General features: G+C 70.4%; 21 protein-coding genes. 17 read left to right on the forward strand and 4 right to left on the reverse strand.

The features are described from left to right. Nucleotides 1-35 precede the first annotated feature (35 nt). Genes bchI through METUNV1_RS19290 form a run of 4 tightly spaced genes read left to right on the forward strand, consistent with a single transcriptional unit; the run spans nucleotide 36 to nucleotide 5,505 of the window. Nucleotides 36-1,055, forward strand: a complete 1,020-nt coding sequence (bchI, locus tag METUNV1_RS19275) for a magnesium chelatase ATPase subunit I (RefSeq protein ID WP_008064739.1) — start codon at nucleotides 36-38, stop codon at nucleotides 1,053-1,055. Nucleotides 1,056-1,066: 11 nt separating this feature from the next. Further along, entirely contained in the window at nucleotides 1,067-2,914 is a 1,848-nt protein-coding gene (locus METUNV1_RS19280) for a magnesium chelatase subunit D (protein WP_043360357.1), read from the forward strand. Nucleotides 2,915-2,942: 28 nt separating this feature from the next. After that, nucleotides 2,943-4,463, forward strand: a complete 1,521-nt coding sequence (locus METUNV1_RS19285; RefSeq protein WP_008064743.1) for a phytoene desaturase — start codon at nucleotides 2,943-2,945, stop codon at nucleotides 4,461-4,463. Next, entirely contained in the window at nucleotides 4,456-5,505 is a 1,050-nt protein-coding gene (locus METUNV1_RS19290; protein ID WP_008064744.1) for a phytoene/squalene synthase family protein, read from the forward strand. Before METUNV1_RS19285 ends, METUNV1_RS19290 begins: the two co-directional genes overlap by 8 nt. Before the next feature lie 10 nt (nucleotides 5,506-5,515). Here the strand turns inward: METUNV1_RS19290 and bchO are convergent, their stop codons facing one another. After that, on the reverse strand, nucleotides 5,516-6,388 hold the full coding sequence (bchO, locus tag METUNV1_RS19295) for an alpha/beta fold hydrolase BchO (RefSeq protein ID WP_008064746.1): 873 nt from the start codon (nucleotides 6,386-6,388) through the stop codon (nucleotides 5,516-5,518). A gap of 62 nt (nucleotides 6,389-6,450) precedes the next feature. Here bchO and METUNV1_RS19300 point away from each other — a divergent pair, with 62 nt between their 5' ends. Then, a complete protein-coding gene (locus METUNV1_RS19300) occupies nucleotides 6,451-6,591 on the forward strand; it encodes a hypothetical protein (RefSeq protein ID WP_008064748.1) in 141 nt (46 codons plus the stop codon). A gap of 22 nt (nucleotides 6,592-6,613) precedes the next feature. Here METUNV1_RS19300 and METUNV1_RS19305 read toward each other — a convergent pair whose 3' ends face one another. Both METUNV1_RS19305 and crtD read right to left on the reverse strand, forming a co-directional pair. Next, nucleotides 6,614-7,561 (reverse strand): carotenoid 1,2-hydratase, encoded by a 948-nt coding sequence (locus tag METUNV1_RS19305; protein ID WP_008064750.1) that lies wholly within the window; start codon nucleotides 7,559-7,561, stop codon nucleotides 6,614-6,616. After that, nucleotides 7,558-9,048, reverse strand: coding sequence for a 1-hydroxycarotenoid 3,4-desaturase CrtD (gene crtD, locus METUNV1_RS19310; RefSeq protein WP_008064752.1), 1,491 nt, complete (start codon nucleotides 9,046-9,048; stop codon nucleotides 7,558-7,560). Before crtD ends, METUNV1_RS19305 begins: the two co-directional genes overlap by 4 nt. Before the next feature lie 151 nt (nucleotides 9,049-9,199). On the opposite strand from crtD, the gene METUNV1_RS19315 reads away from it, so the two are divergent. The 12 genes from METUNV1_RS19315 (at nucleotide 9,200) to METUNV1_RS19370 (ending at nucleotide 20,619) form a co-directional block, all read left to right on the forward strand. Then, the gene (locus tag METUNV1_RS19315; protein ID WP_008064753.1) at nucleotides 9,200-10,084 is read left to right on the forward strand and encodes a polyprenyl synthetase family protein; all 885 of its coding nucleotides are present in this window, start codon (nucleotides 9,200-9,202) and stop codon (nucleotides 10,082-10,084) included. A gap of 16 nt (nucleotides 10,085-10,100) precedes the next feature. Continuing rightward, nucleotides 10,101-11,294 (forward strand): methyltransferase, encoded by a 1,194-nt coding sequence (locus METUNV1_RS19320; RefSeq protein WP_008064754.1) that lies wholly within the window; start codon nucleotides 10,101-10,103, stop codon nucleotides 11,292-11,294. A gap of 92 nt (nucleotides 11,295-11,386) precedes the next feature. Beyond that, entirely contained in the window at nucleotides 11,387-12,322 is a 936-nt protein-coding gene (gene bchC / locus METUNV1_RS19325) for a chlorophyll synthesis pathway protein BchC (RefSeq protein ID WP_008064755.1), read from the forward strand. Beyond that, nucleotides 12,319-13,338, forward strand: a complete 1,020-nt coding sequence (locus METUNV1_RS19330) for a chlorophyllide a reductase iron protein subunit X (protein ID WP_008064756.1) — start codon at nucleotides 12,319-12,321, stop codon at nucleotides 13,336-13,338. Before bchC ends, METUNV1_RS19330 begins: the two co-directional genes overlap by 4 nt. Nucleotides 13,339-13,348: 10 nt before the next feature. Beyond that, complete coding sequence (bchY, locus tag METUNV1_RS19335; RefSeq protein WP_043360456.1) at nucleotides 13,349-14,896, forward strand: chlorophyllide a reductase subunit Y; 1,548 nt, start codon at nucleotides 13,349-13,351, stop codon at nucleotides 14,894-14,896. Nucleotides 14,897-14,930: 34 nt separating this feature from the next. Beyond that, entirely contained in the window at nucleotides 14,931-16,370 is a 1,440-nt protein-coding gene (gene bchZ, locus METUNV1_RS19340; protein WP_008064758.1) for a chlorophyllide a reductase subunit Z, read from the forward strand. 138 nt (nucleotides 16,371-16,508) lie between these two features. Beyond that, nucleotides 16,509-16,742, forward strand: coding sequence for a light-harvesting antenna LH1, beta subunit (gene pufB / locus METUNV1_RS19345; RefSeq protein ID WP_024300835.1), 234 nt, complete (start codon nucleotides 16,509-16,511; stop codon nucleotides 16,740-16,742). Nucleotides 16,743-16,752: 10 nt separating this feature from the next. Then, on the forward strand, nucleotides 16,753-16,953 hold the full coding sequence (pufA, locus tag METUNV1_RS19350) for a light-harvesting antenna LH1, alpha subunit (RefSeq protein WP_019916985.1): 201 nt from the start codon (nucleotides 16,753-16,755) through the stop codon (nucleotides 16,951-16,953). 106 nt (nucleotides 16,954-17,059) lie between these two features. Beyond that, the gene (gene pufL / locus METUNV1_RS19355; RefSeq protein ID WP_008064764.1) at nucleotides 17,060-17,884 is read left to right on the forward strand and encodes a photosynthetic reaction center subunit L; all 825 of its coding nucleotides are present in this window, start codon (nucleotides 17,060-17,062) and stop codon (nucleotides 17,882-17,884) included. Then, the gene (gene pufM / locus METUNV1_RS19360; RefSeq protein WP_232416289.1) at nucleotides 17,857-18,885 is read left to right on the forward strand and encodes a photosynthetic reaction center subunit M; all 1,029 of its coding nucleotides are present in this window, start codon (nucleotides 17,857-17,859) and stop codon (nucleotides 18,883-18,885) included. Before pufL ends, pufM begins: the two co-directional genes overlap by 28 nt. Continuing rightward, on the forward strand, nucleotides 18,882-19,970 hold the full coding sequence (pufC, locus tag METUNV1_RS19365) for a photosynthetic reaction center cytochrome PufC (protein ID WP_008064767.1): 1,089 nt from the start codon (nucleotides 18,882-18,884) through the stop codon (nucleotides 19,968-19,970). Before pufM ends, pufC begins: the two co-directional genes overlap by 4 nt. 199 nt (nucleotides 19,971-20,169) lie before the next feature. Next, nucleotides 20,170-20,619, forward strand: coding sequence for a CBS domain-containing protein (locus METUNV1_RS19370; protein ID WP_008064768.1), 450 nt, complete (start codon nucleotides 20,170-20,172; stop codon nucleotides 20,617-20,619). 341 nt (nucleotides 20,620-20,960) lie between these two features. Here the strand turns inward: METUNV1_RS19370 and puhE are convergent, their stop codons facing one another. Continuing rightward, a complete protein-coding gene (gene puhE, locus METUNV1_RS19375; protein ID WP_043360367.1) occupies nucleotides 20,961-21,755 on the reverse strand; it encodes a putative photosynthetic complex assembly protein PuhE in 795 nt (264 codons plus the stop codon). Nucleotides 21,756-21,758: the final 3 nt, after the last annotated feature.

Consider the following 21,758-nt stretch of genomic DNA (forward strand, 5'->3'; position numbering starts at 1 on the left):
CTTCCATGGCGCCCGACTTCCGCGCGAGGTGCGCCATGTCGCAAGCCTTCCCGTTTTCGGCCATCGTCGGTCAGGACGAAATGAAGCAGGCCATCCTGCTGTCGGCGGTCGATCCGTCCATCGGCGGCGTGCTGGTGTTCGGCGACCGCGGCACCGGCAAGTCGACCGCGGTGCGCGCGCTGGCCGCGCTGCTGCCCAAGATGCGCGCGGTCGAGGGCTGTGCCTATCAGTGCGACCCGGATGAGGCCGCCTCGGTCTGCCCCATCTGTTCTGCGGCTGCGGCGTCGCGCCGCGCGCGCCGGGTGCCGGTGCCGGTGGTCGATCTGCCGCTGGGCGCCACCGAGGACCGCGTGGTCGGCGCGCTCGATCTCGAACGCGCGCTCACCCGCGGTGAGAAAGCCTTCGAGCCCGGACTGCTGGCGCGTGCCCACCGCGGTTTCCTCTATGTGGATGAGGTCAATCTGCTGGAAGACCACCTGGTCGATCTGCTGATCGACGTGGCCGCCTCCGGCGAGAACGTGGTCGAGCGTGAAGGCCTCAGCGTGCGCCACCCGGCGCGCTTTGTGCTCGTCGGCAGCGGCAACCCGGAAGAGGGCGAACTGCGGCCGCAGCTGCTGGACCGCTTCGGCCTGTCGGTCGAGGTGAGCACGCCGACCGACCTGCCCACCCGCGTCGATGTGGTGAAACGGCGCGACGCCTTCGAGCGTGACCGCGCCGGCTTCTGCGCCCAGTGGGCCGGACACGACGCCCGGCTGCGGCGGCGCATCGTCAGTGCGCGTGAGCGCCTGCCCGCCGTGCGGGTGCCGGACGCGGCGCTCGAACAGGCGGCCCGGCTGTGCATGCAGCTCGGCACCGACGGCCTGCGCGGCGAACTGACGCTGGTGCGCGCGGCGCGGGCGCTGGCGGCCTACGACGGCGACGCCGAGGTTGGCGACGCGCACCTGCGGCGCATCGCGCCGTCGGCGCTGCGTCACCGGCTGCGCCGCGATCCGCTGGACGAATCCGGCTCCGGCGTGCGCGTAGCGCGCGCGATCGATGAACTGCTGCCGGCATGAACGGGGGGCCGATGCAGACGCACGAAACGACCGCGCGCTGGCTGCGCGCACTGCTGCCGGCCGCGCTGTGCGCGCTCGATCCGGCCGGCTGCGGCGGTGTAAGGCTGCGCGCCCAGGCCGGCCCGGCGCGCGACGCCTGGCTGACGCAACTGCGCGCGCTGCTGCCGCCGGGCACGCCGCTGCGCCGCATTCCGCTCGACGCACCGGATGCCCGTCTGCTCGGCGGGCTGGATCTCGCGGCCACGCTGCGTGCCGGCCGACCGGTGGCCGAGCGCGGCCTGCTGGTCGAGGCGCACGGCGGCGTCGTGCTGCTGGCCATGGCCGAGCGCATCAGTTCGGCGGCGGCGGCAAGGCTGACCGCGGTGATGGACGAGGGCGTCGTGGCCATGCTGCGCGACGGGCTGGAAACACGCGAGGCCGCCGAGTTCGGCGTCATCGCGCTGGACGAGGCGCAGGGCGACGATGAGAACCTGCCGGCCGCGCTGTGCGACCGCCTCGCCTGCATCGTCGAGCTCGAAGGTCTGCGTGCCGGCGACTGCCCGCAACTGCCTTTCGATGCCGGACACATCGCCGCCGCGCGGGCGCTGCTGCCGACGGTCAGCGTGTCGGCCGTGGCGATACAGTCGCTCGGCGCCGCGGCACAGGCCTTCGGCGTCGATTCGCTGCGCGCCTTCATGCTCGCGGTGCGCACCGCCCGCGCCGCCGCCGCGCTGGACGGGCGCGATCAGGTGGGCGAGCCGGACGTGACGCTGGCTGCCCAGCTGGTGCTGGCGCCGCGTGCGACGCAGTGTCCGGTGAGCGCCGCCGAGGCGCCGGCCGATGTGCAGCCCGACGTGCAGCCCGAGATGACACCCGATGCCGCGGCGCCCGACCGGACCCCGGACAGCACGCCGGCCGAGGCCGCGCCACCGCCGGTAGACGCGGCCGACGAGCCGAAGGACGAGCGGCCGGCCGACCTGCAACAGCCGCTCGAGGACCGCGTGCTCGACGCCGTGCGCGCAGTGCTCAGCCCCGATCTGCTGGCCCGCATCCGGCTGGCCGGCGGTCGCCTGCCGCGGGCGCGCAGCGCCGGGCGGTCGGGTGCGCTGCGCGGCAGCGGTCAGCGCGGCCGACCGGTGGGCGTGCGCAAGGGGCGACCGGTCGCCGGGCTGCGGCTCAGCGTCATCGACACGCTGCGCGCGGCGGCACCGTGGCAGGCGCTGCGCCGGCGCCAGAGCGCGCCCGCGACGCGGGTGGCGGTCCGGCCGGAAGACTTCCGCGTCGTCCGTTACCGGCAGCGCACCCAGACCACCACCATATTCGTCGTCGATGCCTCCGGTTCGTCGGCGCTGCACCGGCTGGGCGAAGCCAAGGGCGCAGTCGAACTGCTGCTGGCCGACTGCTATGTGCGGCGCGACCGGGTGGCGGTGATCGCCTTCCGCGGCACCCGTGCCGAACTGCTGCTGCCGCCGACCCGTTCCCTGGTGCGCGCCAAGCGCAGCCTGGCCGGTCTGCCCGGGGGCGGCGGCACGCCGCTGGCGGCCGGCATCGAAGCCGGCTGGAGCCTGGCGGACGCGCTGCGCCGGCAGGGCGAAACGCCCACCCTGGTGCTGCTGACCGACGGCCGCGGCAATGTCGCGCGCGACGGCCAGGGCGGTCGCGCCCAGGCCGAGCAGGACGCGCAGGCGGCGGCACGGCGGGTGCGCGCGTCGGCGCTGCGCACGCTGTTCATCGACACCTCGCCGCGGCCGCATCCGTCCGCGCAGTCGCTGGCGGCCGGCATGGGCGCGCTGTATGCACCGCTGTCTGCCGCCGATGCACAGGGCATTTCCCAGCTGGTGAAGCAGGCGGGCGCAGCGTCCGCCGGCCAGAGCCGATGAACATGACCGGTACCCGGCGATGACTTCGATGAACGATCTGCCGCCGGCGGTGACCGGCGTGGGCCGCAGCGCACCGCACGCGGTGGTGATCGGCAGCGGCTTCGGCGGGCTGGCCGCGGCGGTCCGGCTCGGTGCGCGCGGCTACCGCGTCACCGTGCTCGAGCGGCTCGACGCGCCGGGCGGACGCGCCTACGTGCACCGGCAGGACGGCTTCACCTTCGACGCCGGCCCGACCATCGTCACCGCGCCCTTCCTGTTCGAGGAACTGTGGCAGCTGTGCGGCCGGCGGATGGCCGACGACGTCGATCTGCGACCGCTGTCGCCCTTCTACCGCATCCGCTTCGACGACGGCGAAACCTTCGACTGCTCCGGCGACTCCGAGGCGATGCGACGCGAGGTGGCGCGGCTGGCCCCGGACGACGTGGCCGGCTACGAGCGCTTCATGCAGGCCAGCGAAGCCACCTTCCGGGTCGGTTTCGAACAGCTGGGCCACGTGCCCTTCGACCGCTGGATAGACATGGCGCGCGTGCTGCCGGCGATGGTGAAGCTGCAGAGCTACCGCAGCCTGTACAGCCTGGTGTCCAGTCATGTGCGCGACGAGCGGCTGCGCTTCGTGCTGAGCTTTCATCCGCTGTTCGTTGGCGGCAACCCGTTCACCGTCACGTCGATCTACGGACTGATCGCGCATCTGGAGCGGCAGTGGGGCGTGCACTTCGCGATGGGCGGCACCGGCAGTCTGGTCAGCGGGCTGGTCGGTCTGATCGAGGGGCAGGGCAACCGCGTGCGCTGCGACGCTGAAGTGGTCGAGATCACCGCGCACAATGGCCGCGCCACCGGCGTACGGCTGCGCAGCGGCGAAACGCTGGCGGCCGATGTCGTGGTGTCGAACGCCGACGCCGCCTATACCTACAAGCACCTGCTGCCGACCACCCGGCGCAAGCGCTGGACCGATCGCCGCCTCGACGACGCGCGCTATTCGATGAGCCTGTTCGTCTGGTACTTCGGCACGCGCGGTCGCTACGACGCGGTGCCGCACCACACGATACTGCTCGGCCCGCGCTACCGGGCGCTGCTGCACGACATCTTCGAGCGCAAGCTGCTGGCCGACGATTTCAGCCTCTACCTGCATCGGCCGACCGCGACCGATCCGTCGCTGGCGCCGGACGGCTGCGACGCCTTCTACGTGCTGTCGCCGGTGCCCCACCTGGACAGCGGCACCGACTGGACGATCGAGGCGGAGCGCTACCGCCAGGCGATAGCGGACCGTCTGTCGGAGACGCTGCTCCCGGGGCTGGCCGAACGCATCGTCACCTCGCGCGTCACCACGCCGATCGATTTCCGCGACCGTCTGCTGTCGCTCAAGGGCGCGGCTTTCGGGCTGGAGCCGGTGCTGACCCAGAGCGCCTGGTTCCGTCCGCACAACCGCAGCGAGGAGCTTGAACGGCTCTATCTGGTCGGCGCCGGCACGCACCCGGGCGCCGGTCTGCCCGGCGTGCTGTCGTCGGCGCGCGTGCTCGACCGGCTGGTGCCGGATCCCTGTCATGTCTGAGCACGACGCCGCCCAGGACATGGCGGCCTGCCGCCGCCTGCTGCGCGACGGCTCGCGCTCCTTCTTCGCCGCCTCGCTGCTGCTGCCGCGTGCGGTACGCGAGCCGGCCTGTGCGCTGTACGCCTTCTGCCGCATCGCCGACGATCTGGTCGATGACAGCGCGGCCGATGAAGCCACCGTGGCCGCGCTGCGCCGGCGGGTGGACGCCGCCTGCGCCGGCCGGCCGCAGGACGATCCGGTCGACCGCATGCTGTCGCGGGTGGTGGTGCAGTTCTCGATACCGCCGGCGCTGCTGCACGCGCTGATCGAAGGCTTCGCCTGGGATGCGCGCGGCCGGCAGTACGAAACGCTGGCCGAACTGTATGAATACTGCGCCCGCGTCGCCGCCACGGTGGGCGCCATGATGGCCATGCTGATGGGCGTGCGCGACCGCGAACAGGCGGCGCGCGCCTGCGACCTCGGGCTGGCGATGCAGCTCACCAACATCGCCCGCGACATCGGCGAGGACGCGCGGCGCGGCCGCCTCTACCTGCCGCGCGGCTGGCTGCGCGTGGCCGGCATCGACCCGGACGCCTGGCTGGCGCAGCCGGTGTTCGATGCGCGTCTGGTGCCGGTGCTCGATCGCCTGCTGAGCATCGCCGATCTGCTGTACGCGCGTGCCGCGGTCGGCATCGAACAGCTGCCGCCGGCCTGCCGGCCGGGCATCCGCGCGGCGCGCGCCATCTACCGCGACATCGGCCGCGGCGTGGTGGCCAACGGCCACGATTCGGTGTCGCAGCGCTCGGTCGTGTCGTCCTGGCGCAAGACCGTGCTGCTGGCCGGTTCGCTGAGCGCCACGCTGCCGCCGGCGCATGCGCGCTACAACGAGCTGGAGGAGGTGTCGATGCTGGTCGATGCGGTCACCGCCGCACCGCTGCCGCAGGCGCTACGGGGCCGGCTCGATCGCCTGCCGTCGCGGACGCCGCGTCAGCGGCTGGAGTGGCTGATCGACCTGTTCGAGCGGCTGGAGCGGCAGGACAGGGCGCGCGCGCAGGGCGGCTGACGCCGGTGGCCTACCGCACCGCCTCGTCGATCAGCGCGGCCAGCCGCTGCGGCGCCTCCTCGTGCGCCAGATGGCCCAGCCCGTCGAGCTCGATCAGGCGTGCGCCGCGGACGATGCGCGCCACCCTGCGCGAACATTCGGCCGGCACCGTGCGGTCGCCGCGCGCCGCGATCAGCGTGAGCGCGGCGTCCAGCCGTGGCAGGTCGCGCGCCAGCGGCGCGATGTCCCAGTTCGCCATCATGCCGAGCACCCCGGTCACATGGGCGCGACAGCGCACCAGCCGCGCGTACAGCGCCACGCCGCGTGCGTCGATGTGCGAACCGGTGCTGGCGATCAACCGTTCGACCGCGCCGCTGCGCGCCGCACTGCGCGCGAACAGGGCGGCGGCGAACGGTGTCAGTGACAGCAGGCGGGCGGCCGGCGGGAACAGCAGGCCGGCCAGACCGGGCAGCGGCAGCAGGGCGCCATTGAGGCTGACCAGATGGCGTCCGGGCAGCAGGCCGTCAAGCTGCATGCGCAGCGCGATCGCGGCGCCCGCGGAATGTCCGGCCACCGCGGCCGGTGCGATCCGCAGCGTGTCCATCAGCGCGGCGACCGCGTGCGCCATGCCCGGCAGCGACAGCGTGTGGGCGGGCGGGGTCGAGGTGAAGGCGTGACCGGGCAGGTCGGGCGCGATCACGGTATGCGTGCGGGCCAGCAGCGGCAGCAGGTCGCGCCAGGAATGGGTCGAGGCGCCGCTGCCGTGCAGCAGCAGCAGCGGAGGTCCGTCACCGGCGATCTGCACGTGCCAGCGCACGCCGCCCGCGACGACGAAGCGGCTCGCGTCGCGATGGGGCCAGTCGGCGCCGTCGCGCAGCCAGTCGAGACTTTCGGTTGCGGGCATGGAGGCAGGCCTGTTCACGGCCGGGTCAGGGCAGTCGATGCAACCATACAGGAGCGCGTGCAATGAGTCCGACCACGCTGGTCATCGTCGAGGCGGTGCTGATATTCGGCGGCGTGCTGGTGTTCGCCGTGTACCAGCTGGTATCGGTGCGCCGCCTGCAGAAACGCGAGGGCGATCGCCAGGACGATAAGCCTGAGCGCTGAGCCGGGCGCGGATCCGGGCTTCTCAGGTCGCCCATGCGCTGCGCCGCGGCATGCGGAAGGGCAGCAGCATCTGCACCCAGCCGCTGCTGAAACGTTCGAGATCCAGGCTTTCGTGCACGCCATGCACCGGTTCGCCGAGCAGCCGGGTGTCCAGCAGCGAGCGGGCGTAGAAGGGCGTGTCCTCCAGCGTGCGGACCTGCGGCGAGGTGTCGGCTTCGCTGCGCGTGGCGCGGGCGATGCCCCAGCGGGTGCCGGGCAGCGTGCGTTCGGCCGGCGCGGCAAAGTGGCGGCAGCCGCCGTCGGCGTCGAAATGCAGCGCCAGCGAATGCGGCGTGCCGTCGCGTCGCTGCACGTCGTACAGCACCGCGGTGTCGCCGCCGCGCAGGCTGCTGCGCGACCAGTGCCAGCGGGTGAAGTCCTGCTCCAGCGCACGGCTGCCGGCATTGCTGTCGGCATAGGCATCGCCGTGCCATTGCAGCGCGGGTTCGCTGAGCCGGACCTCGACCCGGGCGCAGGGCGCGATCGGCAGCCACAGATGACGCCGGTCGGCGTCGAGCGCGAAGGCGTCCTGTGCGAACGTGGGCGCGTGCAGGCGCACGCTGCCGCGCACCCGCAGCGGCAGCGGCGCACCGATCTCGTCGAGCTCGATGGTGAGTGCATCTCCGTCCCAGTGCAGCCGGCTCGGGCCGATGCGCAGGTTCCGCGCGTCACGCTGCAGCGCGCTGGCGCCGCGTTCGGTCATGGCCCAGCGGCGCTTGTCGCCATAGAGCGCGACATTGACCGCGCAGTGCGCGTGCGGGTCGGCGGCACCCGGGCGACGGCGGCGGGCCAGTGCGTAATACGGCGAGAACACGCTGCCGATGAAGGCGATCACCGTCAGTCCGTAGCGACCGTCATCGCTGGTGGCGTCGACATACCACCAGCGGTAGCCACCGGGCGGCACCGGCGCGCTGAAGTCGCGCGCGTTCATGAGGCGGCCGCCTGCCGGTCGAGCAGCACGCAGTCGGCGGCCAGCCGGCCGGACAGCGCGGCCATCGGCAGACCGGGGCCGGGGTGGGCGCTGCCGCCGGCCAGATAGAGGCCGGGCACGCGGCTGCGCGCGCCGGGTCGGCGGAAGGCGGCCCGCCAGCCATGCGAGGCCTCGCCGTACAGTGCGCCGCCGGTGGCCGGAAACAGCCGGTTGAAATCCTCCGGCGTGGTGGTGACGCAGGCGCTGGCGCGCCGGTCTACCTTCAGGCCGCAGTGCGCGAGCTGGCGGAAGGCGAGATGCGCGCAGCGCTCGATTTCGCCCGGCCGCGCCAGCCGCTGGTCGCCGTCGGCCGGCGCGTTGATCAGGCACAGCAGCCGTTCCGCCGGCAGCGGCGAGGCCGGCGCCGTGTCGCCGCGATCCTGTGCGCAGACGTATACGGTGGGCGCGCGCGGCAGCCTGCGATGGCGCTGCAGGTCGTCGAATTCCGCGCGGTAGTCGGCGGAAAAGAACACGTTGTGGCGCAGCAGCGGAAAGCCCTGGGTCGTCGCCACCAGATTCCAGGTCACCGCCGACAGGGAACGGGTGGCCGGTTCGACCGCCGTCGCCGCGTGGCGCACGCTGTCACCGAAGTGGCCGGCCGGCAGCGCGGCGACATCGGCGTTGGCGACGACGGCGCGCGCCGCCAGCCATTCGCCCGAGGCCAGCCGCACGCCGGACACGCGATCACCCTGCAGCGTGATCTCGCTGACGTGCGCGCCGTAGCGGAACTGCACGCCGTGGCGCACGCACAGCGCGGCCAGTGCTTCGGCCAGCCGGTACATGCCGCCCTCGATCAGCCAGACGCCGCGCTGTTCAACATGGGCCACCAGCATCAGCGTGGCCGGCGCGTCGAACGGCGACGAGCCGCAGTAGGTGGCATAGCGGCCGAACAGCTGGCGCAGCCGCGGGTCGCGGAAATGGCTGCCGAGCGCCCGCCACATCGTCGCGAAGGGGCGGATGCGCAGGATGCCGGGGCCGGCGCGGCGTGCCAGTTCGAGCGGCCCCGGCCGCTGGGCGCGCATGAAGGAGGCGTCCAGCGTGCGGTAGATGGTCTGCGCGTCGCGGGTGAAGCGGACGAAGCGCCGCGCCTCGGCGGCGCCGGCGAAGTCGCCGATGGCTTCGGCGCTGCGCTCGATGCCGGCGTGCAGGTCCAGACGCTGTCCGGCCGACCAGGCGTGGCGCGCCAGCACGTCCACCCTGCGCGTGCCGACCTGGCTGGCGAAGTCGCTGCCGGCGGCGTCGAAGATGTCCTCGAACACCTCACGCAGCGTGAACACGGTCGGGCCGGCGTCCAGACGCTGACCGGCCACCGCCACTTCGCGCAGCTTGCCGCCCGGCGTGTCCGCGCGTTCGGTCAGCGTCACCGCCAGACCGCGGCGCGCCAGTTCGAGCGCGGCCACCAGGCCCGCCACGCCAGCGCCGATCACCACCACGTCCTGTCTGTTCATGCCGGTTCCTGTAAACCTTCATTGACGTTGCGATCTGTCATGTCTACATTACATTACACCAGTGCCTGACAATCAAGGTTGACAGTAGGCGCGACAACTCGTCGGACAGGGCAGCACACCGACACATGCGGGGGAACAGGCCATGGATGGAATGAAGCGCATTGAGCAGGCCCTGGGGATGGCGGTCGAACAATCGCTGGTGGCCGCGCTGTCGCATGCCGACGGCCCCGGCTGCCCGCCGCTGCTGGCGGCGGCCATCCGCCACGCGGTGTTTCCGGGCGGCGCGCGCATCCGGCCGCGGCTCTGCCTGGCGGCGGCCTGCGCCTGCGACGAGGACGACACTTCGATCGCCGACCACGCCGCCGCGGCGATCGAACTGCTGCACTGCGCGTCGCTGGTCCATGACGATCTTCCCTGTTTCGACGATGCGCCGATGCGCCGCGGCAAGCCGTCGGTGCACAGTGCCTTCGGCGAGCGCATCGCGGTGCTGACCGGCGACGCGCTCATCGTGCTCGCCTTTCAGACCATGGCGCGCGGCGCGGCGCAGGCGCCGTACCGGCTGCTGCCGCTGCTGTCCATCATCGGCCGCGGTGTCGGCGTGCCGTCGGGCATCGTCGCCGGTCAGGCGCTCGAATGCGAAACCGACGTGAACCTGCGCCAGTACCAGCAGGCCAAGACCGGCGCGCTGTTCGCGGCGGCCACCATGGCCGGTGCCGCCGCGGCCGGGGCCGACCCCGGCCCGTGGCGTGCGCTCGGCGACTGCATGGGCGAAGCCTTCCAGGTCGCCGACGACATTCTCGACGTGGCCTCCACCCAGGAGCGCATCGGCAAGCCGATCGGCCGCGATGCCGCACTGGGCCGTCCGAGTGCGGCGCGCGAACTGGGCATTCCGGGCGCAGTGAAACGGCTGCGGCAGCTGGTCAGCGACGCGATGGACGCGGTGCCGGCCTGCTCCGGCGCCGACGGCCTGCGTGCGGTGATCGCGATGGAGGCGCAGCGCTTCCTGCCGGCGGACATCGCCGCCTGCGCCACCTGAGGGTCGGGTCGTGGAGATGCCCGACACGCTGCGGCCGTCGGCGATGACGCCGCACGAAGGGGTGATCGAGCGCATCCGCCAGGCGGCGGAGCGCCTGCTCAGCAGCCCGCGTTTCCATCGCTGGGCGGCCGCCTTTCCGCTGACCCGGCACAAGGCGCGCCGCGAGGCGCGTGCGCTGTTCGATCTGTGCGCCGGTTTCGTCTATTCCCAGGTGCTGCTGGCCTGCGTGCGGCTGAAACTGTTCGAGCTGCTGGCCGACGGCCCGCTCAGCGCGCAGCAGCTGGCGCTGCGCACCGGGCTCAGCCGCGACGCCGCCGAGCGGCTGCTCGACGCGGCGGTGGCGCTGCGTCTGGCGTCGCGCCGGGCCGGCGGGCGCTACGGTCTGGGCATGCTGGGGGCGGCCATGGTGGCCAATCCGGGCATCGCCGACATGGTCGAGCACCACGGCCGGGTCTATCGCGATTTCGAAGACCCGGTGGCGCTGCTGCGCGGGCTGTCCGGCGCCACCGCGCTGTCCGGCTACTGGCCCTATGCCGGCAATGCCGACGCCGCCGCCCTCGACGACGGCCGTACCGCCGACTACACCGCGCTGATGGCGGCGTCCCAGCCGCTGGTGGCGGACGAGGTGCTCGACACCTATCCGGTGGCCATGCATCGCTGCCTGCTCGACGTCGGCGGCGGCGACGGCAGCTTCCTGCGCGCTGCGGCGCGTCGCGCGCCGGACCTGAAACTGCAGCTGTTCGACCTGCCGGCGGTGGCCGCGCAGGCGCGCCTGCGCTTTGCCGAAGCGGGTCTGGCGGCCCGCGCCGAGGTGTTCGGCGGTGCTTTCCAGACCCATGCCTTACCGCGCGGTGCCGACCTGGTGTCGGTGGTGCGCGTGCTGCACGACCACGACGACGACGACGTGATGCAGCTGCTGCGCGCCATCCGCGCGCTGCTGCCGCCGGACGGCACGCTGCTGATCGCCGAACCGATGTCCGGCGTGGCCGGTGCGGAGCCGGTGGGCGACGCCTATTTCGGCTTCTACCTGATGGCGATGGGGCGGGGCCGCCCGCGCAGCGAGGCGCGGCTCACCGACATGCTGCGCGCGGCCGGCTTCTGCCAGATCGGTCGTCTGCCGACGCGCATCCCGCTGCAGACCTGCGTGATGGTGGCGCGTCCACGACCGCTGACACCGGATGAAGAGAGATGTAAGGAACGGTGTAATTAAATGTTGACACAAGTCATGGTAAACATAGAATGACACTTATGCGACAGGCCGCGCTGACACCGTCAGCCGACCGTCCTCAACGGGGAGGCGCGATGGACAGCATGGCCGTAGTGCTGCAGCAGCCGGAACAGCTGGTGGTGAAGCGGCTGGATCTGGCGCCGGCAGGAGACGCCGACGTCGTCGTCGACGTCGAGTGGAGCGGCATCAGCACCGGCACCGAGCGCCTGCTGTGGTCCGGTCGCATGCCCCCCTTTCCCGGCATGGGCTATCCGCTGGTGCCCGGCTACGAATCGGTGGGCCGCGTCAGCGCCGCCGGGCGCGACGCCGGCCTGCGTGTCGGCGAGCGGGTATTCGTGCCGGGTGCGCGCTGTTTCGGCGAGGTGCGCGGCCTGTTCGGCGGTGCCGCCTCGCGGCTGGTGGTGCCGGCCGCGCGGGCACTGCCCATCGACGAAGACCTGGCCGAACGCGGAATCCTGCTGGCGCTGGCCGCCACCGCACAGCACGCGGTGATGGGCGGCGCCACGCTGCCCGACCTCATCGTCGGTCACGGCGTGCTCGGCCGGCTGGTCGCCCGGCTGACCGTGGCAGCCGGCGGACAGCCGGTGGTGTGGGAAACGAATCCGATGCGTGCCGCCGGCAGCACCGGTTATCCGGTCATCCCGGCCGCGCTGGACAGCCGTCGCGACTACCGCTGCATCTGCGATGTCAGCGGCGATGCCACCCTGCTCGACATGCTGATCGCACGGCTGGCGCCGCAGGGCGAAATCGTGCTGGCCGGCTTCTACGAAGACGCGCTGTCCTTCCATTTCGCACCGGCCTTCATGCGCGAGGCGCGGCTGCGCGTCGCCGCCCAGTGGCAGGACGCCGATCTGGCCAGCGTGCGCGACATGGCGGCCGATGGCCGGCTGTCGCTCGATGGCCTGATCACGCACCGCGAGGCGGCCAGTCGCGCCGACCTCGCCTACCGCACGGCATTCGGTGACCCCGCCTGCCTGAAGATGATCCTCGACTGGAGACAGCTGTCATGACCGAAGCCTGTGGCGGCGGCGCCGTCAGCACTATCAAGTTCGACCTGACCAAGGTGCTGCGCGCCGAGGCGGCGATCGATCCCGATCCGGTCGCGGACGGCGAAATCACCAAGCAGACGCAGATCATCGCCATCTACGGCAAGGGCGGCATCGGCAAGAGCTTCACGCTGGCCAACCTCAGCTACATGATGGCGCAGCAGGGCAAGAAGGTGCTGCTGATCGGCTGCGACCCGAAGAGCGACACCACCTCGCTGCTGTTCGGCGGCAAGGCCTGCCCGACCATCATCGAAACCAGTTCGAAGAAGAAGCTGGCCGGCGAGGACGTGGGCATCGGCGACGTCTGCTTCATCCGCGACGGCGTGTTCGCGATGGAGCTGGGTGGCCCCGAGGTCGGCCGCGGCTGCGGCGGGCGCGGCATCATTCACGGCTTCGAAACGCTGGAGAAGCTCGGTTTCCACGACTGGGGCTTCGACTACGTGCTGCTCGACTTCCTTGGCGACGTGGTGTGCGGCGGCTTCGGCCTGCCGATCGCCCGCGACATGTGCCAGAAGGTGATCGTGGTCGCCAGTAACGACCTGCAGAGCCTGTACGTTGCCAACAACGTGTGCAGCGCGGTCGAGTACTTCCGCAAGCTGGGCGGCAACGTCGGCGTGGCGGGTGTGGTGATCAACCGCGACGACGGCACCGGCGAGGCAGCGAGGTTCGCCGATGCAGCCGGCATTCCGGTGCTGGCCACCATCCCGGCCAACGACGACATCCGGCGCAAGAGCGCCAGCTACGAAATCATCGGCCGCCCCGGTTCGCAGTGGGCGCCGCTGTTCGAGGAACTGGCCACCAACGTGGCGGAAGCGCCCCCGGTGCGGCCGAAGCCGATGAGCCAGGACGGCCTGCTCGGCCTGTTCGCCGCCGACGTGACCGGTCGCGATTACGTGATGACGCCGGCCACGGTGGCCGACATGCTGGGCCGGGAAGACGTCGCCCGGCCGTCGCTCGAAGTGGTGTACGACACCGTCTGAGGTGGCCACCATGACCGACACAACGCATACACAGGTCATCAACACCGACGCGCTGAAGGCGCAGCGGGAGCCGGCCGGCGGTGACGGCATCGGCTGCCACGCCGGGCGCGAACAGCTGGAGGGCGCGGCGCGCGCCGCCGGCAAGAGCGAAACGCTGGACCGCTACGCCGCCGACTATCCGAAGGGCCCGCACGACCAGCCGCAGAGCATGTGCCCGGCTTTCGGTTCGCTGCGCGTCGGCCTGCGCATGCGCCGCACCGCGACCGTGCTGTCCGGTTCCGCCTGCTGCGTCTATGGCCTCACCTTCACCTCGCATTTCTACGGCGCCCGCCGCAGCGTCGGCTACGTGCCCTTCAACAGCGAAACGCTGGTGACCGGCAAGCTGTTCGAGGACATCCGCGAGGCGGTGTACAAGCTGGCCGACCCGGCGCAGTACGACGCCATCGTCATCATCAATCTGTGCGTGCCGACGGCCAGCGGCGTGCCGCTGCAGCTGCTGCCGAAAGAGATCGACGGCGTGCGCATCATCGGCATCGACGTGCCGGGCTTCGGCGTGCCGACGCATGCCGAGGCGAAGGACGTGCTGGCCGGTGCGATGCTGCGCTATGCCCGCCAGGAGGCGGAGCAGGGGCCGGTGCAGGCGCCGCGCAACGGCGTGGCCGACCGGCCGACGGTGGCGCTGGTGGGCGAAATGTTCCCGGTCGATCCGGTCATCATCGGCTCGCTGCTCGAACCGATGGGACTGGCCGCCGGCCCGGTGGTGCCGACACGCGAATGGCGCGAGCTGTACGCCGCGCTCGACTGCGCTGTGGTCGGTGCCATCCATCCTTTCTACACCGCCAGCTTCCGCGAGTTCGAAGCGGCCGGTCGACCCATCGTAGGCTCGGCGCCGATCGGTCACGACGGCACCGAAGCCTGGCTGCAGGCCATCGGTCGTGCGGCCAACGTGGGTCAGGCGCAGATCGACGCCGCGAAGAACCGCTTTCTGCCGGCGATACGCGGTGCGCTTGCCGCCAACCCGATCAGGGGCCGCATCACGCTGTCCGGCTACGAGGGCTCGGAATTGCTGGTGGCGCGGCTGCTGGTCGAGAGCGGCGCCGACCTGCGCTATGTCGGCACCGCCTGCCCGCAGACGCCGCACAGCGCGGCCGACCGCGAATGGCTGAGCGCGCGCGGCGTGCATGTGCAGTACCGCGCCTCGCTCGAACAGGATCTCGCCGCGATGCGCGAATTCCGTCCGGACCTGGCCATCGGCACGACGCCGGTGGTGCAGGCGGCGAAGGAGGCGCGCATCCCGGCGCTCTACTTCACCAACCTGATTTCGGCGCGACCGCTGATGGGGCCGGCCGGCGCCGGTTCGCTGGCGCAGGTGATCAATGGCGCCATCGGCAACAAGTTGCGCTTCGACACGATGAGCGAGTTCTTCGACGGCGTCGGCAGCGGTCACGCCGGCGGCGTGTGGCAGGACGTGCCGAAGGACAGGCCGGAGTACCGTGCCGCCTACCGCGCGAAGATGGCCAAGCTGGCCCGCGCGCGCAGCGTCGAGGAGGCGATATGAGTACTCGGCAATCCGCCCTCCAGCAGGTGACGACATGCTGATCCTCGACCACGACCGCGCGGGCGGCTACTGGGGTGCGGTGTACACCTTCACCGCGATCAAGGGTCTGCAGGTGGTGATCGACGGCCCGGTCGGCTGCGAGAACCTGCCGGTCACGTCGGTGCTGCACTACACCGACGGCCTGCCGCCGCACGAACTGCCTATCGTCGTGACCGGCCTGGCCGAGGAACAGCTCGGCCGCGAAGGCACCGAAGGCAGCATGCGCCGCGCGCACCAGGTGCTGGACCCGGACCAGCCGGCGGTGGTGGTGACCGGATCGATCGCCGAAATGATAGGCGGTGGCGTGACGCCGGAAGGCACCAACATCCAGCGCTTCCTGCCGCGCACGATAGACGAGGACCAGTGGCAGTGCGCCAACCGCGCCATCAACTGGCTGTGGACGCAGTACGGTGCCAAGCGCATCCCGGAACGCAAGCCGCGCGCCGACGGCGTGAAGCCGCGGGTGAACATCATCGGGCCGATCTACGGCTGCTTCAACACGCCGAGCGATCTGGCGGAAATCCGGCGCCTGGTCGAAGGCATCGGCTGCGAGGTGAATCTCAGCTTCCCGCTCGGCAGCCATCTGGCCGACGTGCCGAAACTGGTCGATGCCGACGTCAATGTCTGCATGTACCGCGAGTACGGCCGGCTGCTGTGCGAAACGCTGGAGCGGCCCTATCTGCAGGCGCCGATCGGCCTGCACTCGACCACCCGCTTCCTGCGCGCGCTGGGCGAGCTGACCGGTCTCGATCCGGAGCCTTTCATCGAGCGCGAGAAGCACACGACGATCAAGCCGCTGTGGGATCTGTGGCGTTCGGTGACCCAGGATTTCTTCGGCACCGCCAGCTTCGCCGTGGTCGCCAACGACACCTACGCTCGCGGCATCCGCCACTTCCTCGAACAGGACATGGGCCTGCCCTGCGCCTTCGCGGTGTCGCGCCGGGCCGGCGCCAAGACCGACAACGACGCGGTGCGCGCGCTGGTGCGCGACAAGGCGCCGCTGGTCATGTTCGGCAGCTACAACGAGCGCATGTACATGGCCGAGTGCGGTGCACGCGGCAGCTACATCCCCGCCTCATTTCCCGGCGCCATCATCCGCCGCCACACCGGCACGCCCTTCATGGGCTACGCCGGCGCCACCTATCTGGTGCAGGAGGTGTGCAACGCGCTGTTCGATGCGCTGTTCCACATCCTGCCGCTGGGCAGCGACATGGACCGGGTCGACGCCACCCCGTCGCGGCTGGCGCGCGCCGACGCGCGCCCCTGGGACGACGACGCCCAGCGCCTGCTCGATCAGTACCTCGACCGGCAGCCCTTTCTGGTGCGCATCTCGGCCGCCAAGCGGCTGCGCGACAAGGCGGAGGAAGCGGCGCGCAGCGCCGACGAACAACGCATCACCGCAGCGCGCGTGCAGCGTGCGCTGGAAACGACATGAGGACCGGTCTGGCCACCGTCCGGAGCGGGCGCAGCACGCGCCCGTCCACCCTCTTGCGGGGCGCAGTCGGCCCCGGAAGTCCCCGCCGCGCGGGCGTTGCGCGGCAATGGCCGAAAGGCCCGTCAGGAGGTAATCGGTATGGCTGATGGCACTAGAAGCGGATCCCTGTCAGGACTGACAGATTCCGAGGCGCGGGAATTCCACGCCATTTTCATGACCAGTTTCATCGTCTTTCTGGTCGTCGCGATCATCGCGCACATCCTCGTCTGGAACTGGCGCCCGTGGCTGCCGGGTTCCGAGGGATACGCGTCGCTGATCGAAGGCGTCAAGGCGGCGACCTACTCGGTCATTCCTTACATCTACCAGGCATAGGAGCGCAGATATGTGGCGTATTTGGTTGCTTTTCGATCCGCGCAGATCGCTGGTCGCGCTGTTCACCTTCCTCATGGTGCTGGCGCTCCTGATCCATTTCATCCTGCTCAGCACCGATCGCTTCAACTGGATCGAAGGCCCGAGCAAGAAGCCCGCAGCCACGGCCCAGAGCGCAATGCCGGCTCCGGTCGCGATGCGGACCACGCAGTAAATGCACTGACGGCAGGAGTGCGGGGACCGGGCCTGCCCGGCCCCGCATGAGGGCTGCAGCGCGTTTCTACCGCGGAGGCATTGCGCTTCCGGATAAGGGGGTTGGCATGTCCATGCTCAGTTTCGAAAAAAAATACCGCATCCGTGGCGGGACGCTGCTCGGCGGAGACCTGTTCGACTTCTGGGTCGGCCCCTTCTACGTCGGTTTCTTCGGTGTGACCAGCCTGTTCTTCGCGCTGCTGGGCACACTGCTCATCATCTGGGGCGCCTCGCAGGGCAGCACCTGGAATCTCTGGCAGATCAGCATCGCGCCGCCCGACCTGAAGTACGGCCTCGGCATGGCACCGCTGATGGAAGGCGGGCTGTGGCAACTGATCACGGTGTGCGCCATCGGCGCCTTCGTGTCCTGGGCGCTGCGCGAGGTCGAGATCTGCCGCAAGCTCGGCATGGGCTATCACGTGCCGGTGGCCTTCTCGTTCGCCATCTTCGCCTACGTGACCCTGGTGGTGTTCCGGCCGCTGCTGCTCGGCGCCTGGGGCCACGGCTTTCCGTACGGCATCATGAGCCACCTCGACTGGGTGTCGAACACCGGCTACCAGTATCTGCACTTCCACTACAACCCGGCGCACATGCTGGCGGTGAGCTGCTTCTTCGCCACCACGCTGGCGCTGTCGCTGCACGGTGCGCTCATCCTGTCGGCGACCAATCCGCCGGGCGATGGCGTGGTCAAGACACCGGACCACGAGAACACCTTCTTCCGCGACGCCATCGGCTATTCGATCGGCACGCTGGGCGTGCACCGGCTGGGCCTGTTCCTGGCGCTGTCCGCCGGCTTCTGGAGCGCGGTGTGCATCGTCATCAGCGGTCCGTTCTGGACGCGCGGGTGGCCTGAATGGTGGAGCTGGTGGCTCAACCTTCCCGTGTGGCGATAACAGACGAAAGCGAGGGTGCCATCATGGCCGAGTACCAGAATCTATTCACGCAGGTGCAGGTGCATGCACCGTCCTTTCCCGGGGTGTCGGTCGGTCGTGACGACCGCGAGCGCACCGGCACGCCGATCCACGTGCATCTGTTCGGTCGCCTTGGCGACGCGCAGGTCGGGCCCATCTACCTCGGCTGGTTCGGGCTGGCGTCGCTGATCTGCGGCTTCATCGCCTTCGAGATCATCGGCCTGAACATGATGGCCTCGGTGAACTGGGATCCGATCGAGTTCGTGCGCCAGCTGTTCTGGCTCGCGCTGGAGCCACCGGCGCCGCATTACGGACTGTCGATACCCCCGCTGAACGAAGGCGGATGGTGGCTGATGGCGGGCTTCTTCCTCACCACCTCCATCCTGCTCTGGTGGGTGCGCATGTACCGCAGGGCACGCGCGCTCGGCATGGGTACCCACGTGGCCTGGGCCTTCGCGGCCGCGATCTGGCTCTACCTGGTGCTCGGCTTCATCCGCCCGGTGCTGATGGGGTCGTGGTCGGAAGCGGTGCCCTTCGGCATCTTCCCGCACCTGGACTGGACCGCCGCGTTCTCGATCCGCTACGGCAACCTGTTCTACAACCCCTTCCACATGCTGTCGATCGCCTTCCTCTACGGCTCGACCCTGCTGTTCGCGATGCACGGCGCCACCATCCTTGCGGTCAGCCGCTTCGGTGGCGAGCGCGAGATCGAACAGATCGTCGATCGCGGGACCGCGTCCGAGCGCGCCGCGCTGTTCTGGCGCTGGACCATGGGTTTCAACGCGTCGATGGAATCCATCCACCGCTGGGCCTGGTGGTTCGCGGTGCTGTGCCCGCTGACCGGCGGCATCGGCATCCTGCTGACCGGCACGGTGGTCGACAACTGGTATCTGTGGGCCGTCAAGCATCACGTTGCACCGATGTATCCGGCGGTGTTCGGCACCGTCGTCGATCCCGCCACCGTGCAAGGAGTGCAACCATGAACAGGCTGAAGGCAATACTGCGCGTCGTCGCGATGCTGGGGGCGGGGCTGCTGTTCGCCGCCTGCGAGAAGCCGCCGATCGACACGGTGCAGCGCGGCATGCGCGGCACCGGCATGGTCCAGGTGTACAACCCGCGCATCGTCGAGGGCGAGCAGCCGAAGAACGTGGTGCCGGTCGCGATACCGGCAGCGCCGCGCGAAGGGCAGAAGGCGTCCGAGGTGTTCCAGAACGTGAAGGTGCTGGGCGACGTCAGCGTGGCCGAATTCACCCGGCTGATGGTGGCGATGAGCGCCTGGGTCGCGCCGGAAAAGGGCTGCGCCTACTGCCACAAGCTGGAGAACATGGCCGACGACTCGATGTACACCAAGGTGGTGGCGCGGCGGATGATCCAGATGACGCAGCACATCAATGCCGACTGGAAGGCGCACGTCGCCGAGACCGGCGTCACCTGCTACACCTGTCACCGCGGTCAGCCGGTACCGGCCGAGGTATGGTTCCAGCCGGCGCCGCAGAAACACGCGACCCGCATGGCCGGATCGAAGATGCAGCAGAACACGCCGGATGCCGCGGTTGCCTATGCCTCGCTGCCCTACGATGCCTTCAGCCGCTATCTGCAGAAGGGCCAGCAGATCCGCGTCAATGCGGTGAGCGCGCTGCCGACCGCGCCGCACGGCTCGCTGGCGGACACCGAGGGCACCTACGGTCTGATGATGCACATGTCGGATGCGCTCGGCGTGAACTGCACCTACTGCCACAACAGCCGCGCCTTCGCCCCCTGGAGCGAAAGCACGCCGCAGCGGCAGACCGCCTGGCACGGCATACGGATGGCGCGCGACCTGAACAACGACTACATGACGCCGCTGACCGGAACCTTCCCGGCGCACCGGCGCGGCCCCACAGGCGATGTCGCCAAGCTGAACTGCGCGACCTGCCACCAGGGCGCCTACAAGCCGCTCTACGGCAGCTCGATGCTGAAGGACTATCTGGCGCTCAGCGCGCCCGGCGCACAGGCCGCGCTGCCGCCTGTCGCGGCGGCCGAGGCACCGGCACCGGCCGCAGAGCCGGCGGCGGCAGCCAAGCCCTGATCCGCGGTCGGCGCGCTGCGGTGCGCCGACCTGACCCCGTTCGGCCGCTCCTGCAGTTCTCCTCCGCGCTGGGCCAGACAGCGCCTCTGCGGGAGCGGATCCGGACACCACGCAGGCAGGGCGCGCCACCCGGTGCGCCCGCATCGCGCAGCGCCCGGGTCGGCTGGCCCCTCCCGCACTCCGCGCAGAGGAGACAGTCATGCAGGTCAGCGAAGTCATGTCGTCCGGCGTGCTCAGCGCAGCCCCCGGCGACAGTGTCAGATCGGTCGTCATCCACATGCTCAGCCGTCACTGTGGCGCCATTCCGGTCATCGAGCCGGACCGCACCCTGGTCGGCATCGTGTCGGTGCGCGACATCATGCTGCCGATGTATCCCAAGCTCGGCGACTACATCCACGACAACGTCGGTACGCGCGATTTTCTCGCGATGGAGCAGGGCTACGACGCCGTGCTGGCGATGCGCGTCGACGCGGTGATGACGCGCAATCCGCTGGCGCTGGCGCCGGAGACACCGGTACTCGAAGCCGCGTCCTGGATGGGCGTGAAGAACTTCCGCCGCATGCCGGTCACCCGTGACGGCAAGCTGGTGGGCATGGTGAGCATCGGCGACATCAACCGCGGGCTGTTCTTCGCGCGCGTCGGCAGCTGATACCGGCCGGTCCGGTGTGCCCTTGGATCTGCTGGCGCGGTGATGGCACGGCCAGGGCCGCGCCCATGAGAAGCACGCTCGCCCCGTCGACGGAGCCGGGCATTGCGGGGGCGCGCGTGCCCGCGATTACGGCCTGAACCGGCCGGCGCTCGCGGTCTGCAATGGCCGCATCGCGACCCGTGCTCGGTCCCACAAGGATTGCGCCCTGTTCGCCACCGGAGCCGGCTTTTGTGGGCGCGGGCCTGCTCGCGATGCAGCCTGTATCGAAGCCGAAGGCCCGGCAGGTCGCATCGCGACCAGAAGTCGCTCCTGCAAGGAGTACGTGCCTGACCGCGGTCGTATCAGAGCGGTTTCACGCCCTCACGAGCACGCGATTTAAGACCCCAGTTCCAGATCGCGTTCAGCGGCAGCGGCAGCACCATGAACAGGTGTTCGAGCACCGCCAGGCCGGCCATCGTGGCGAGCAGGGTGAGGGCGACCGCATCGGCGCTGCCCGGGGCTGCGGCGGCCGCGTGGCCGACCAGTTCGCCGGTCAGCGCGCCGCCAGCGACGATGGACAGCGGCCACAGCGCGTTCATGCGGCGCCGGCGGAAGAAGCTCTTCAGATAGAGCAGGTGCGGCGGCAGGAATTCCTCGCTGAAGTTGCGCACGCCGAAGTGCAGGTTCAGCTTGGCCGACAGCCGCATGCCCCAGAGCAGCAGATAGCTGTGCAGCGCGGTGGCGTTGGCGGCGTCCAGCGTGAGCAGATGGATCAGCAGCGCGCCGCCGGCGATGGCCAGTTCGTGATGGATGATGGCTTCGGTCGCGTGCCGGAAATGCGCGAGGCCGTCGCAGCCGGCGGCGCAGGCGTGCTTGCGCGGGCCGGTCACCCAGCCCATCAGAAAGCTCATTTCCATCCAGCCCCACACCACCAGCGCGCTGGTGAATCCGCAGTAGCTGCCGAGCGCGCTGTCGAGCTGCGCGCTGTGATGCAGGCCGATCAGCGCCGCGATCGCCAGCCCGCTGGCCACCGTCATGCTGACGCGGAAGGTGCGTCGCGGCAGGCCGTCCAGATAGAGGATGACACCGGTCGCCGCCCACCACAGCGCCAGCGCGTAGAGCAGGGGCAGCGCCCAGCCGGGCAGGGCGCCGTCCATCGC

The sequence above is a fragment of the Methyloversatilis universalis FAM5 genome, assembly GCF_000214035.2.
Classification (GTDB): domain Bacteria; phylum Pseudomonadota; class Gammaproteobacteria; order Burkholderiales; family Rhodocyclaceae; genus Methyloversatilis; species Methyloversatilis universalis.

Coding starts and splice junctions, on each gene's coding strand:
- bchI (WP_008064739.1), top strand. CDS start 36: ATGTCGCAAGCCTTCCCGTTTTCGGCCATCGTCGGTCAGGACGAAATG.
- METUNV1_RS19280 (WP_043360357.1), top strand. CDS start 1,067: ATGCAGACGCACGAAACGACCGCGCGCTGGCTGCGCGCACTGCTGCCG.
- METUNV1_RS19285 (WP_008064743.1), top strand. CDS start 2,943: ATGAACGATCTGCCGCCGGCGGTGACCGGCGTGGGCCGCAGCGCACCG.
- METUNV1_RS19290 (WP_008064744.1), top strand. CDS start 4,456: ATGTCTGAGCACGACGCCGCCCAGGACATGGCGGCCTGCCGCCGCCTG.
- bchO (WP_008064746.1), bottom strand. CDS start 6,388: ATGCCCGCAACCGAAAGTCTCGACTGGCTGCGCGACGGCGCCGACTGG.
- METUNV1_RS19300 (WP_008064748.1), top strand. CDS start 6,451: ATGAGTCCGACCACGCTGGTCATCGTCGAGGCGGTGCTGATATTCGGC.
- METUNV1_RS19305 (WP_008064750.1), bottom strand. CDS start 7,561: ATGAACGCGCGCGACTTCAGCGCGCCGGTGCCGCCCGGTGGCTACCGC.
- crtD (WP_008064752.1), bottom strand. CDS start 9,048: ATGAACAGACAGGACGTGGTGGTGATCGGCGCTGGCGTGGCGGGCCTG.
- METUNV1_RS19315 (WP_008064753.1), top strand. CDS start 9,200: ATGAAGCGCATTGAGCAGGCCCTGGGGATGGCGGTCGAACAATCGCTG.
- METUNV1_RS19320 (WP_008064754.1), top strand. CDS start 10,101: ATGCCCGACACGCTGCGGCCGTCGGCGATGACGCCGCACGAAGGGGTG.
- bchC (WP_008064755.1), top strand. CDS start 11,387: ATGGACAGCATGGCCGTAGTGCTGCAGCAGCCGGAACAGCTGGTGGTG.
- METUNV1_RS19330 (WP_008064756.1), top strand. CDS start 12,319: ATGACCGAAGCCTGTGGCGGCGGCGCCGTCAGCACTATCAAGTTCGAC.
- bchY (WP_043360456.1), top strand. CDS start 13,349: ATGACCGACACAACGCATACACAGGTCATCAACACCGACGCGCTGAAG.
- bchZ (WP_008064758.1), top strand. CDS start 14,931: ATGCTGATCCTCGACCACGACCGCGCGGGCGGCTACTGGGGTGCGGTG.
- pufB (WP_024300835.1), top strand. CDS start 16,509: ATGGCTGATGGCACTAGAAGCGGATCCCTGTCAGGACTGACAGATTCC.
- pufA (WP_019916985.1), top strand. CDS start 16,753: ATGTGGCGTATTTGGTTGCTTTTCGATCCGCGCAGATCGCTGGTCGCG.
- pufL (WP_008064764.1), top strand. CDS start 17,060: ATGTCCATGCTCAGTTTCGAAAAAAAATACCGCATCCGTGGCGGGACG.
- pufC (WP_008064767.1), top strand. CDS start 18,882: ATGAACAGGCTGAAGGCAATACTGCGCGTCGTCGCGATGCTGGGGGCG.
- METUNV1_RS19370 (WP_008064768.1), top strand. CDS start 20,170: ATGCAGGTCAGCGAAGTCATGTCGTCCGGCGTGCTCAGCGCAGCCCCC.
- puhE (WP_043360367.1), bottom strand. CDS start 21,755: ATGGACGGCGCCCTGCCCGGCTGGGCGCTGCCCCTGCTCTACGCGCTG.